The organism is Stenotrophomonas sp. PE591, assembly GCF_018320795.1.
In the GTDB taxonomy this organism is placed as follows: domain Bacteria; phylum Pseudomonadota; class Gammaproteobacteria; order Xanthomonadales; family Xanthomonadaceae; genus Stenotrophomonas; species Stenotrophomonas maltophilia.
Genome location: NZ_JAAOKO010000009.1, coordinates 98,746 through 111,603, shown reverse-complemented (window position 1 = coordinate 111,603; position 12,858 = coordinate 98,746). Strand labels below are relative to the sequence as shown.

10 protein-coding genes are annotated in these 12,858 nt (G+C 66.4%); 9 read left to right on the top strand and 1 reads right to left on the bottom strand.

Features of this window, described 5'->3' with window-relative positions; translation table 11 throughout:
- Positions 1 to 88 precede the first annotated feature (88 nt).
- From rodA to JLDANKMP_RS18220, 4 genes are all read left to right on the top strand, one after another.
- Entirely contained in the window at positions 89 to 1,183 is a 1,095-nt protein-coding gene (gene rodA, locus JLDANKMP_RS18235) for a rod shape-determining protein RodA (RefSeq protein ID WP_033834551.1), read from the top strand.
- 991 nt (positions 1,184 to 2,174) lie between these two features.
- A complete protein-coding gene (gene mltB, locus JLDANKMP_RS18230; RefSeq protein WP_212561799.1) occupies positions 2,175 to 3,320 on the top strand; it encodes a lytic murein transglycosylase B in 1,146 nt (381 codons plus the stop codon).
- A complete protein-coding gene (locus JLDANKMP_RS18225; RefSeq protein ID WP_062605617.1) occupies positions 3,317 to 4,585 on the top strand; it encodes a septal ring lytic transglycosylase RlpA family protein in 1,269 nt (422 codons plus the stop codon). The genes mltB and JLDANKMP_RS18225 overlap by 4 nt, the downstream gene beginning before the upstream one ends.
- A gap of 100 nt (positions 4,586 to 4,685) precedes the next feature.
- Entirely contained in the window at positions 4,686 to 5,903 is a 1,218-nt protein-coding gene (locus tag JLDANKMP_RS18220) for a D-alanyl-D-alanine carboxypeptidase family protein (protein WP_005411069.1), read from the top strand.
- Positions 5,904 to 6,147: 244 nt separating this feature from the next.
- Here JLDANKMP_RS18220 and JLDANKMP_RS18215 read toward each other — a convergent pair whose 3' ends face one another.
- Complete coding sequence (locus JLDANKMP_RS18215) at positions 6,148 to 7,206, bottom strand: lipid A deacylase LpxR family protein (protein WP_212561798.1); 1,059 nt, start codon at positions 7,204 to 7,206, stop codon at positions 6,148 to 6,150.
- Between the two features lie 351 nt (positions 7,207 to 7,557).
- Between JLDANKMP_RS18215 and JLDANKMP_RS18210 the strand changes: the two genes are divergently transcribed.
- The 5 genes from JLDANKMP_RS18210 to JLDANKMP_RS18190 all read left to right on the top strand — a co-directional run bounded on the left by JLDANKMP_RS18210 (position 7,558) and on the right by JLDANKMP_RS18190 (position 12,855).
- Positions 7,558 to 7,836 (top strand): YbeD family protein, encoded by a 279-nt coding sequence (locus tag JLDANKMP_RS18210; protein ID WP_005411067.1) that lies wholly within the window; start codon positions 7,558 to 7,560, stop codon positions 7,834 to 7,836.
- On the top strand, positions 7,824 to 8,534 hold the full coding sequence (gene lipB, locus JLDANKMP_RS18205; protein WP_212561797.1) for a lipoyl(octanoyl) transferase LipB: 711 nt from the start codon (positions 7,824 to 7,826) through the stop codon (positions 8,532 to 8,534). Before JLDANKMP_RS18210 ends, lipB begins: the two co-directional genes overlap by 13 nt.
- Before the next feature lie 17 nt (positions 8,535 to 8,551).
- Positions 8,552 to 9,562, top strand: coding sequence for a lipoyl synthase (gene lipA / locus JLDANKMP_RS18200; RefSeq protein ID WP_005411065.1), 1,011 nt, complete (start codon positions 8,552 to 8,554; stop codon positions 9,560 to 9,562).
- 279 nt (positions 9,563 to 9,841) lie between these two features.
- Positions 9,842 to 12,019, top strand: coding sequence for a carboxy terminal-processing peptidase (locus JLDANKMP_RS18195; protein ID WP_005411064.1), 2,178 nt, complete (start codon positions 9,842 to 9,844; stop codon positions 12,017 to 12,019).
- A gap of 245 nt (positions 12,020 to 12,264) precedes the next feature.
- Positions 12,265 to 12,855, top strand: coding sequence for a DUF2242 domain-containing protein (locus tag JLDANKMP_RS18190; protein ID WP_212561796.1), 591 nt, complete (start codon positions 12,265 to 12,267; stop codon positions 12,853 to 12,855).
- The last annotated feature ends 3 nt before the right edge of the window (positions 12,856 to 12,858 follow it).

Here is a 12,858-nt window from a genome sequence, read left to right as displayed (position 1 = left end):
TGTTCTGTAGAGTCGAGCACGGCTTGACTCTACAAGCGCACGCGCACCCTGACAGCTTCACGCAAGCACGCATTGCTACCGTGCCCGCGTGGAATGGAAACGACTGCTTGGCGGCTGCCGTGAGGTGGCGCGCACGATCGATCTGCCGTTGCTGATCGCGTTGCTGATCCTGATGGGCGCGGGCCTGGCGGTGCTGCACAGCGTGTCCGGTCCGGTGGCTGGGCAGGCGGCGCGTTTTGCCGGTGGCCTGGCGTCGATGTGGCTGCTGTCCCGCGTTTCGCTGCTGCGGCTGCGCGCGTGGACGCCGGCAATCTATGCGCTGTCGATGCTGCCGCTGATGGCGGTGTATGTGATCGGTACAGGCAAGTACGGGCAGCGCTGGCTCAATCTCGGCGTGTTCTACCTGCAGCCATCCGAACTGCTCAAGCTCAGCCTGCCGCTGATGATGGCCTGGTACCTGCATCGGCAACCGCTGCCACCGTCGCCGCGCACCGTACTGACCACCACCGTGCTGATCGGTGTACCCGCCGTGCTGATCCTGATGCAGCCCAACCTGGGCACCGCCACGCTGGTTACCGCCAGCGGCGTGTTCGCGCTGCTGTTGGCCGGATTGCACTGGGGCTGGGTGGCAACTGGCGCGACGGGCCTTGCCGTTGCCGCGCCGCTGGCCTGGTTCGGCCTGCTGCGGCAGTACCAGAAGGATCGCGTGCTGACCTTCCTTGATCCGTCGGCGGATCCGCTTGGCACCGGTTGGAACATCCTGCAGTCGCGCATCGCGATCGGCTCCGGTGGCTGGGACGGGCGCGGCTGGGGGCAGGGCACCCAGGCCACGCTGGACTTCCTGCCTGAGTACACCACCGACTTCGCGTTCTCGGTGCTGGCCGAAGAGTTCGGCTGGATCGGCGTGGCCACCGTGTTTGCGCTGTACCTGTTCGTGGTCGGCCGCTGCCTGTGGATCGCGGTGCACGCCCGCGACACGCACGCACGGTTGCTGGCCGGCAGCCTGGGCTTGGCGTTCTTCGTGTACGTACTGGTGAACGGCGGGATGATTTCCGGCCTGCTGCCGGTGGTGGGCATTCCGATGCCGTTGATCAGCTATGGCGGTACCTCGGCGGTGTCGCTGCTGGCGGGTATCGGGCTGGTGATGGCGGTGCGCGGGCACCGGCCCGTGCACGGGGGATAGGGTTTCCAGCCAACGGCGCAGCCCCTCGTGGGTGGTGTCTGGGGAGTCGCGGAAAGCAGAAGCCGCGGGTAGGTCGGTCGGGTTGGGTACGCGGGGGACGCCGTGAATCCGTCCTTGGAGGCTTGACAGCCGCATCCATGCGGCTGACACCCCCGCGTACCCAACCCGACCGCCCTCTGACAGATTTTGGCGGTCTGCCACCCACGGAGAAGAAAGAGAAAATCAAAAGCGGGGCGCGGCGCTGCGCTTGCTTGTGAGCCGAGCATGGCTCGGCTCCACACAAGGCAATGAAGCGACCCGCCAAGCCGCTTTTGCTTTTGATCTTCTCTTTCTTCTCCGTGGGTAGACGCGCACGGAACCTGTCCGTGGCCGGGTAGATGGGCTGCGCAGGGGCGTGAGCCGCATGGATGCGGCGACCGAGCTTACATGGACGTACTTGCAGCGGCCCTTGCGCAGCCCATCTACCTGGCCTCACCCGTTAACTGCTTTTCGCGACCACCCACGAGGGGCTGCGCCGTTGGCTGGAAACTTCCTGACTCTGCGCAACGCTCGCTGTGGAAGCGTTCTCACAACGATGCAGGACAGCACACTCGCCGACCAAAGTCCGCAAAAAACGTTAGCTGGTTCACACTTTTACGCCGCGTTGATCTTGATCAATGGACTTGTCGTAATCGGCCTGCACAATGGCGGCCCGTTCGGCACGGCGCGCCGTCTATCGTTGCAGCGCGAGGGGGCGTCGGGCGGGAAGCAGTACTGATCCAACGGATACAGGGAGCGCGGGGCACTGCCACTGGGGAGCGGCAGCCGCGCAGGTATCGACCGGATCCGGTCGCCGGTTGCGTCTGCGGGGATGGGGACGCAACCGGCCACCTCTATCTGAATGGGGAAGCACGATCACGACGCCTTCACATTTCCCGCTGAACACGGGCAAATCGTTGTGATTCATGGTGTTAGGGGTTTTAATTCATCCATGACCTGCTAACCTGCGACGATGATTCGACGCACTCTGGCCTGCATGCTCACCCTCGGCCTGGTCGCCTGCGCGACCCAGCCGAAGTCCCCACCGTCTTCACCCCAGGCCAGCAGTACGCCGCGCCAGCCCGCCACCAAGGCCCATGGGCCGGCCGAGGCTGCACCCGAAGCAACTGCGGCTACCGCGCCGCCGGTGGATCTCACACCGGTGCCGTTCGAGGTCGCGCGGGCCCGCTTCATTGCCGATACCGCCAAGCGCTATGGCCTGAAGCCGGAGCAGATCAGCAGCGTGCTCGACCAGGCGCAGGTGCGCCAGCCGATCATCGCCGCGATGTCGCGCCCGGCCGAGCGGGTCAAGCCGTGGAACGAATACCGGCCGATGTTCATCAGCAAGGCACGCATTGATGGCGGCCGCGCGTTCCTGGCCGAACACCGTGCCGAACTGGATCGCGTGCAGCAGCGCACCGGCGTGCCGGCCGAAGTGATCGTGGCGATCATCGGCGTGGAAACCAGTTACGGGAGGAATGCCGGCAGCCATCGCGTGCTCGATGCGCTGTACACGCTGGCGTTCTACTACCCACGCAGCGGCGACCCGGCCAAGCTCGAACGCGAAGTGCGCCGCGAACTGTTCTTCCGCGATGAGCTGGCCAAGCTGTTCGAGCTGGGCCGCGAAGAGAAACTGGACATCACCACGCTCAAGGGCAGTTATGCCGGTGCGATGGGCATGGGCCAGTTCATGCCGTCCAGTTACCTCGATTACGCGGTGGACGGCAACGGTGATGGTCGACGCGACCTGTTCAACAGCTACGACGACGTGTTCTCCTCCATCGCCAACTACTTCGTGAAGAAGGGGGGCTGGGTGCGTGGTGGCCAGGTTGCGGTACCGGCCACGCTGGCCCCGGGCCGCGAGGAGTTCAACCCGACCGAATGGATGCCCACCTGGTCGCTGGCTGACCTCGCACAGCGCGGCTACCAGCCGAGCACGCCGGTGCAGCCGGGCGCCACCGCCACCCCGATCACCCTGGAAGGCAGCACCGGCAAGCAGTACTGGCTGGGCTTCCAGAACTACTACGCGATCACCCGCTACAACCTCTCGAAGATGTACGCGATGGCCGTGTTCCAGCTGTCCCAGGCCATCGCCGGACAGGAGCTGCCCCCGGCATGAACATCAGATGGCTGGTCCCGAGCTTGATCGTCTTCGCGCTGGCGGCCTGCAGCAGCGCGCCGAAGAAGCCGGCCACGGCCGGCCATGGTGGCAAGTCCAGCGGCACGCTGGTGCAGGGCCGTGGTTCGCGACCGGCGCACTGCCCGGAAGGTTCGCCGTATGCAGCGGCCAAGGAAGACCTCAGCACCCGCGGCAATTACACCGCTGGTGGCCTGTACAAACCAGGCGTGCGTGACAGCACGCCCGACTACATTCCCAATGTGGCCTGCATCCCCGAGCCGGAAGTGACCGCCGAGGAACGTTCGGCCATCGGCAACAAGTCGCCGTACGTGGTGCTGGGTAAATCGTACAAGGTGCTCGACGACACCCATGACTACGTCGAGCGCGGCACCGCGTCGTACTACGGGGCCAAGTTCCACGGCCGCCTGACCTCCAACCGCGAGGTCTACGACATGTACCAGTTCACTGCCGCGCACAAGACGCTGCCGCTGCCCAGCTTCGCCCGCGTGACCAACCTGGACAACGGCGAGTCGGTGATCGTGCGTGTCAACGATCGTGGTCCGTTCCATGACGGCCGCGTGGTCGATCTCAGCTATGCCGCCGCCGTGCGCCTGGGCATCACCCAACGCGGTACCGGCAATGTCGAGGTGCGCGCGCTGCAACCGGGCGAGAGCAACCTGATGGCGCAGAAGCCGTCGCGTCGCGAGCGTCGCGCGGCTGAAGCGGCTGCCGCCACTGCAGTGGCCAGCGCGCGCCCGGTGCCGGCGCCACGTGCTTCCACCGACAGTGATATCGATCGCCTGGTCAACCGCTTGCCGACCGATGGCGCCCCGGCGCGCGGCCAGCCGGCCACCACCCGGGGCGTGGCCAGCACCGCGCCGGACGTGGCGGTCAGCAGCCTGCCGCCAAGCGCGCCGGTGGTGCGCACCTCCGCGCCGGCTCCGGCGGTTGTCGCCAGCACGGCCCCGCGCGCGGTGGCACCGGCACCGGTGCGTGCCGCCGCGGCGGCGCCGAGCCTGTCGCAGCAGATGGTCGGCGCGGTGATGGTGCAGGTCGCCAGCTTCTCCAACCGCGACAACGCCAACCGCGCGATGGGCCAGCTCAGTGCCGCCGGCATCGTCGGCGCGACCATCAGCGACATCGCCGCCGGTGGCCGCACCCTGTTCCGCCTGCGTGTTCCGGCAAGCGACCATGCCAGTGCGGCGGAACTTGTCGGTCGCATCGCCGGTCTGGGCCTGGGTTCGCCGCAGATCGTCAAGGACTGATCCGCCCGGGCCGGTGCTGCCGACCCATGCTCCCCCGGCCTTACAATGGCCGTTACGTTCCACCCTCCATTCCCGGCCGTCCCCTGGAGCCTGCTGTCCAATGAATTTCCGTTCCGCCGCCACCGCCCTGGCCGCCACCCTGGTGGTGGGCCTGGCTTCCGCCCAGACGCCGCTGCCGACTCCGGCCACGCCGGCGCCCGCCGCCGCCGCCGCCCCGGCCACCGTCGCCACTCCGCCGGCCCCGGCGCCAAGCGTGTCCAAGGCCTGGGTGCTGATGGATTACGCCACCGGCCAGGTGCTGGCTGGTGAAAACATCCACGAGCAGCTGGCCCCGGCCAGCATCACCAAGGTGATGACGTCCTACGTGATCGCCGCCGAGGTCAAGAACGGCAAGGTCCGTGCGGATGACCAGGTGATGATGAGCGAGCGCGCCTGGCGCGAGGGCGGCGCCGGCACCGATGGCAGCTACAGCGGATTCCCGGTCAACCAGACCGCGCGCCTGGAAGACATGGAAAAGGGCATGGCGATCCAGTCCGGCAATGATGCCGCGATCGCCCTGGCCGAACATGTGGCTGGCAGCGAAGAGGCCTTTGCCTCGCTGATGAACAGCTACGCCGCCAAGATCGGCATGAAGGACTCGCACTTCGTCAACGCCCATGGCCTGACCGCGCAGGGCCACCACAGCACCGCCTACGATCTGGCGCTGCTGGGCCGCGCGATGGTCCGCGATTACCCGGAAACCTACGCGTACAACAAGATCAAGGAATTCCAGGTCGGCAACATCAAGCAGCCGAACCGCAACCTGCTGCTGTGGCGCGATGGCAGCGTGGACGGCATCAAGACCGGCCACACCTCCGAGGCGGGCTACTGCCTGATGAGCTCGGCCCAGCGTGGCGACCAGCGCCTGATCGCGGTGGTGCTGGGCGGTGCGTCGGAGAAGCAGCGTGCCGATGACAGCCTGGCCCTGCTGAACTGGGGCTTCCGCTTCTTCGAGACCCACCGCCTCTACGAGCCGGGCAAGGCCGTGGCCGAGCACAAGGTCTGGAAGGGCACCACCGACAAGGTGCAGCTGGGCGTGGCCCAGCCGATGCTGGTCAGCGTGCCGCGCGGCCGCTACAACGACCTGAAGCCGAGCATCGACGTGCCCAAGACCCTGGAAGCACCGTTCACCGCCGGCCAGCAGATCGGTACCGTGAAGGTCACCCTGGATGGCAAGGTCATCGCCGAGGCACCGCTGGTGGCCGTGGCCGCCGTCGAGCAGGCCGGCTTCTTCAAGCGCCTGTGGGACAGCTTCTGGATGTGGTGGGAATCGGAATGATCCACGCCCTGGCGTGGTGAAGGAAAAGGCCGGCGAATGCCGGCCTTTTCCGTTTCGGGATGCAGGTCCCATCCGGATGCAGGTAGTGCCGGCCGCTGGCCGGCTCCTCATGGACCCATCCGGATATGCCAACAGCCGGCCAGCGGCCGGCACTACCCTCAGCCCCTCGCTTACAGCGAGCCATGCAATAACCGGTGTGCCGACCAACGGTCGGCACCTACCCGTTTCACCCTCAGCCCCTCGCTTACAGCGAGCGGCTGATGGTGAAGCTGCCGAACACCGGTGCTTCGCGCTGGCCGTTGAACTCGCGCGTGCTGTGGTAGCGCGCCGCGGCGAACTTCCAGCGTCCGTACATCACGGCCACGCCATAGCCGCCGTAGGCCACCACATGGCGCTTGTCCACGCTGTGACTGTTGCGGAACGTGTTGCCATCCAGCGTGATGTCGCGGATCACCCAGGCCGCGTCCGAGGTCGCGAACAGGTGCCAGGACCAGCCATTGGGACGGCCGCTGCGGGTCGGCGCAGTGTTCTCGCCGGCCGGGCGCAACGGCGTGCTGCCGAAGTCGTCCGGCAGCTTCCAGCCAAAGCGCACTTCGCCGCCGAGGTTGGCCTTGGTTTCCAGGTTGCCGATCGACCCGCCGTAGTGGCTGATCGCGTCCCAACCCCAGCCGTCGGCATTGATGCTGGCATCGCCGGGCCAGCGGCGCATGCGCTCATGGGTCAGCATGAACAGGGGCTCATTGTGCAGCTGGTTGTCCCAGCCCTTGAATTTCTCGTCGCCCAGCACTTCGTGCACGGCATTCTGCACCTGCTTGCCCTGTGCCCACGGGCCGACCACGCCCAGCGTCAGCTGGGTGGTCTGCAGGCGGTCGCCGCTGCGCGCATTGAAACCGAAGTTTGCGATCAGTACGCCGGCATAAGGACGGTCGTCCTCGATCAGGTCCCTGCGGCTGAAATCGGTCGGGGTGAAGATGCCCTGGCCGATGCTGAAGATCATGTTCTGCTGTTCGAACCTGCCCGGATGCAGCCCTTCCAGGTACTGGTTCACCCAGCGCGCCATGCGCGGCAGGCAGGGGTCGTCGGTGTAGTCGACCAGATTGGGCGAGACCAGGGTCAGCAGCGCACCGTTGGTGTAGCCCTGGTCCTGGTGGCGGCCACCAAACAGGTCGTTGTCAACGCGGAAGTTGATCTGCGGCGGGTGGTCGCGCATCGCGTCCGGGCCACATTGTTCGGCCGCCTGGGCGGCAAGGGGGAGGGCAGAGGCCAGCAGGCCGGCCAGCCCCAGGGCTGCGACACTACGCATGGATGGAATGCTCATGGGGAAGGGGAAGGTTTTTAGTCGTTATATGCAACGCTACGGTACTCGCGCCCGCGCGGCGGAACGAGCACGTTCGAATCACTTGTCTGTTCCGAAAACAACATTGTCCAGCGGACACAATTTGTTACCCGCGCAAGCGCCGCGGGTCTGGTGTGAAGGTGACCACTGGCCGCCATACGATGCCTGGGCCAGTGCGTGACAGCAGATTGCAGTCAGCTGCCGTTGGGCTTTCGGCCCGCGCCTCTGGGTGGCCTGCAACGCAGCAGGCCGCCGGTGCCGTCTTTGACGTTGATGAATACTCTTGGGTTTGTTGCCCTGCGGCCCGATAATGGGTCCATGGAAATCAAGTCCGACAACCCCGACCACGGCTTCCAGTTCCCCGGCCAGTTCGAGCTCAGCGCCATGGGCCCGGCCAACCGCGGCCTGGAACATGAGCTCCCCCGCCTGCTGCTGGCTGCCGGCATCGATGTCGTCAATGAACGCATCAGCTGGAAGCATTCCTCCAACGGCAAGTACGTGTCCGTCCGCATCGTGTTCAAGGCTGAGAGCCGCGAACAGTACGACCTGGCGCACCAGGCGCTGCGCGACCACCCGGAAGTGAAGTGGACGCTGTAGCCGACAGCTGCCCGGCTGAAGCCGCCCCCGAGGACCGCGCGCCGCGTCCGGCGCTGGTGCGTGACCTTGGCCGCCAGGCGTACGAGCCGGTGTGGCGCGCCATGCAGCGCTTCACCGACCAGCGCAGCGGCACCGATGCCGACGAATTGTGGGTGGTCGAACACGACCCGGTGTTCACCCTGGGCCAGGCCGGCAAGGATGAGCATGTGCTGGCGCCGGGCGATATCCCGGTGCTGCATGTGGACCGTGGCGGCCAGGTGACCTATCACGGCCCCGGCCAGATCGTGGTCTACCCGCTGCTGCGCCTGCCGCGCCTGGGCATCGGTGTGCGCGATTACGTGTGCCGCATCGAGCAGGCCATCATCGATACGCTGGGCGAGTGGAACATCGGTGCCGAACGCCGCGAGGGCGCCCCGGGCGTCTATGTCGGCGGCGCCAAGATCGCTGCCCTCGGCATCCGCGTGCGTCGCGGCTGCACCTTCCACGGCCTGGCCTTCAATGTGGCCATGGACCTGGAACCCTTCCACCGCATCAATCCCTGTGGCTATCAGGGGTTGCAGGTGACCTCGGTGGTAGACTTGGGCGGTCCCTCCGGGATGGAGGCCGTCAAGCCGGTGCTGCTGGACCACCTGGCCCGCCAGTTCGGCCTGCTGCTGCAGCACACCCCCGAACTGCCCGATCTTTCTGCGGCCGCCTGACCGCCCCCGGAACTGCCATGACTGAAACCACCGCCCGTTCCATTCCCCTGCAGATCGTGCAGGGCGACTCCCCGTCCGCCGCGCCGTTGCAGGCCGGGGTCAAGCAGCTGGGCGGTGACAAGATCAACCGCTCGCCGGTGCAGTTCGCCGATGCGCCGGTGCTGCGCAAACCGTCCTGGATCCGCGTGCGCATTCCTTCGGGCAATGCCGTGCAGAACCTGAAGGCCAAGCTGCGCGAAAACCGCCTGGTGACCGTGTGCGAGGAAGCCAGCTGCCCGAACATCCACGAATGCTTCGGCCACGGCACCGCCACCTTCATGATCCTGGGCGAGGTCTGCACCCGCCGCTGCTCGTTCTGCGACGTGGCCCACGGCCGCCCGAAGCCGCCGGATGCCAACGAACCGGCCAGCCTCGGCCAGACCGTGGCCGACATGGGCCTGAAGTACGTGGTGGTGACCAGCGTCGACCGCGATGACCTGCGCGACGGTGGTGCCCAGCACTTCGTCGACTGCATCACCGCCATTCGCGAGAAGTCGCCGGGCACCCGCATCGAAGTGCTGACCCCGGACTTCCGTGGCAAGGGCCGCATGGAGCGCGCGCTGGAGATCCTGGCGCAGAACCCGCCGGATGTGTTCAACCACAACATCGAGACCGTGCCGGACCTGTACCGCAATGTGCGCCCGGGTGCGGACTACCAGTGGTCGCTGAACCTGCTGAAGAACTTCAAGGCGCAGCATCCGGACGTGCCGACCAAGAGCGGCATCATGCTGGGCCTGGGCGAGGACTTCGAACAGATCAAGGCCACCCTGCGCGACCTGCGCGCGCACGACGTGGACATGATCACCATCGGCCAGTACCTGCAGCCGACCGCACACCACCACCCGGTGCTGAAGTACTGGACCCCGGAAGACTACAAGGCGCTGGAAGACTACGGCTACGAGCTGGGCTTCAGCCATGTTGCTTCCGGCCCGATGGTGCGCTCGTCGTATCACGCCGACGTGCAGGCCAAGGGCGCCGGCGTCTCCTGAGGTGGGTGCGGACCTCCTCACTGGTGGGTGCGGACCGTTGGTCCGCACGCTTCCGCCGGGCATGGCCCGGCGCTACCGGTAGCTGCTGACCTCTTCCCGGGTGGGTGCGGACCGTTGGTCCGCACGCCTTCGCCTGCATTCACAATTTGCTACACCGGCCCGGCTAGGCTGGTTTTCCACCGAGCGCGGCCGGGTGACAAACCCGGCAACTTTCGGCACTGTCGTGGTGTCTTAACACCCCGCAGTCTTCCCCTTGGCAAGGCGCCTTCGAGCACGTCAATGAAATTCAAAGCCCCCGCATTCCTGATGGCCCTGGCGCTGGTCGCGCCACTGGCGTTGGCGGCCAAGGCCGACTCGCCCGCATTGCCCGCGGCGGCCACCGCCGACCAGGTGACCACGTCCAAACTGGTGTACGGCCTGCTGTCCGACAGCCGCTACGCCTACCGCCCGCGCGCGCTGGACGAGGCCACCTCCAAGGACGTGTTCAAGCGCTATCTGGAAACGCTTGACGGTGGCAAGCAGTACTTCACCCAGGCCGACGTGGCGCGCTTCGCACCGTTCGAGGCCAACATCGCCTCGGCCATCCGGGGCGGCGAGCTGGAGCCGGCGTTCCAGGTGTTCGCCGTCTACAAGCAGCGCGTCGGCGAGCGCGTGGCGTACGCGCGCAAGCTGCTCAAGCAGGAGCCGGACTTCACCACCGACGAGCGCTTCGAGTACGACCGCAAGAAGGTGCCGTGGGCGGCCAGCAGTGCCGAGCTCGATGAGCTGTGGCGCAAGTCGGTGAAGAACGATTGGCTGCGCCTGAAGCTGGCCGGCAAGAAGCCGGATGACATCCGCAAGACGCTGGACAAGCGCTACGCGACGCTGGAGAAGTCGGTCAATGAACTGAAGGGCGAAGACGTCTTCCAGTTCTTCATGAATTCGTACACCAGTGCCGTTGACCCGCACACGGATTACTTCACCCCGCGCACCGCCGAGAACTTCAACCAGGCGATGTCGCTGTCGCTGGAAGGCATCGGTGCGCAGCTGCAGCGCCAGGACGATGTGGTGGTCATCCGCGAGATCATTGCCGGTGGCCCGGCCGCGGTGGATGGCACGCTGAAGCCGGGTGACCGCATCGTCGGCGTTGGCCAGGGCAAGTCCGGCCTGGTCGAGGACGTGATCGGCTGGCGCATCGACGATGTCGTGGCCAAGATCCGCGGCGCCAAGGACACCCAGGTCAAGCTGGAATTCATCCCGGCTGCCGAAGGCGCCGATGGCAAGCACCACACCCTGGTGCTGACCCGCCAGAAGGTGCGCCTGGCCGAACAGGCCGCCAAGGGCGAGACCATGACCATCCCGGCTGCCAACGGCGAGCCGGCACGCAGGATCGGTGTGATCAAGCTGCCGACCTTCTACCAGGACTTCGAAGGCCGTCGCCGCAATGCCGCCGACTACGCCTCGGCCACCCGCGACGTGGCCAAGCTGCTGGCCGGCTTCAAGAACGACAAGCTGGACGGCGTGGTGCTGGACCTGCGCAACAACGGCGGTGGTTCGCTGGATGAAGCGATCGAACTGACCGGCCTGTTCATCGAACAGGGGCCGGTGGTGCAGGTGCGCGAATCCGGTGGCCGCGTCACCGTCAACAGCGACCGTAACCAGGGCGTGGCGTGGGATGGCCCGCTGGCGGTGCTGATCAACCGTGGTTCGGCCTCGGCCTCGGAGATCTTCGCTGGCGCCATCCAGGACTACGGTCGCGGCCTGGTGATCGGTGAAACCAGCTTCGGCAAGGGCACCGTACAGAACATCGTCGACCTTGACCGCTGGCCGAGCGGCGAGACCCAGCGCTTCGGCCAGGTCAAGCTGACCATTGCCCAGTTCTTCCGCATCAGCGGCAGCAGCACCCAGCACAAGGGTGTGGTGCCGGACCTGGCCTTCCCGGCCAGCGTCGATGCCACCGAGTTCGGCGAGAGCACCTACGACAACGCACTGCCGTGGACCCGCATCGCCGCCGTGCCGCACACCCAGTACGGCAACTTCGCGCCGTTGCTGCCGAAGCTGGAAACCCGTCACGACGCGCGCATCGCCACCGACAAGGAGTTCCAGTGGTGGAACGAGGACGTGCAGCAGTTCCGCACCGAAGCGGCGAAGAAGTACATCTCGCTCAACGAGGCGACCCGTCGCGCTGAGCGCGAGCGCCAGGATACCCAGCGCAAGGAGCGCCAGGTGCAGCGCAAGGAGCTGGGCCTGGCCCTGGACCCGCTGGCCGATGACAGCAGCGATGACGGCCTGACCGGCAACGAGCGCGACATCGTCAAGGATGCCGCGCGCGAGAAGGCTGCCGAAAAGCGCCCGGACCCGCTGCTGCGCGAGTCAGCCTCGATCCTGGCCGACGCGGTGAACCTGCTGGCCAACGACCGCCCGCTGTCGGCGCAGGTGCTGCCGCAGTCCACCGGTGCCGGCCGCTGGGCGGACTGAGCCGGCGACGGCATGTGATACCCGAGGGGCCGGCATTGCCGGCCCTTTTTTCGTTTGGGGGACCTCGTTCACGGTAGCGCCGTGCCATGCGTGGCGGGGCGAAGTGCCACAAACGACTTAATCCCCTCCGTCCCCTTTTCCGTGCATGAACCGGCAGCAACGGCGGGGGCTGGCGGGCGTACTTTCGACCTGCCGCACACGGCCGCAGGACTACCCTTGGCGGTACCGTCCTCGCAGGAGTACCCATGCGGGCCTCCCGTCTTTCCAGTGTTGCCGTGGCGCTCGCCAGCGCCCTGATCCTGTCGGCCTGTGGTGGCCGCGCCGCTGACAGCACGTTGCTTCGCGAATCCTTTGATTCCGGCGACACCTTCTCGCGCACCGTCGATGGCCGTCCCGGTGACGCCTGCGAGGCCGCACGGCGCACCCTGCTCAGCCAGGGCTATGCCATCGCCCGTTCCGACGCGGCCCAGGTGGAAGGCAACAAGAACTTCCAGCCGCGCGAGGACGATCACGAGCAGCTGGTGCTGCGTATTTCCTGCGCACCGCGCGGGAGCCAGACACTGGTATTCGTCAGTGCCGTGCAGGATCGCTATGCGTTGAAGAAGAGTCCGACCTCGGCCAGTGTTGGCGTCGGTGCGCTCGGATCTGTATCGCTGCCGTTCGGCAGCAATGACGACTCGCTGGTGAAAGTGGCCAGCAGCACGGTTACCGATGCTGAGTTCTATCGTCGCTTCTTCCAGCGCCTGCAACAGTACCTTCCGGCGGAGGCAGGCAAGCCCGTTCCGCCTGTGGCCACAACCCCGGAGCCCGCACAGGCAAGCACGGACCAGGATTGAACG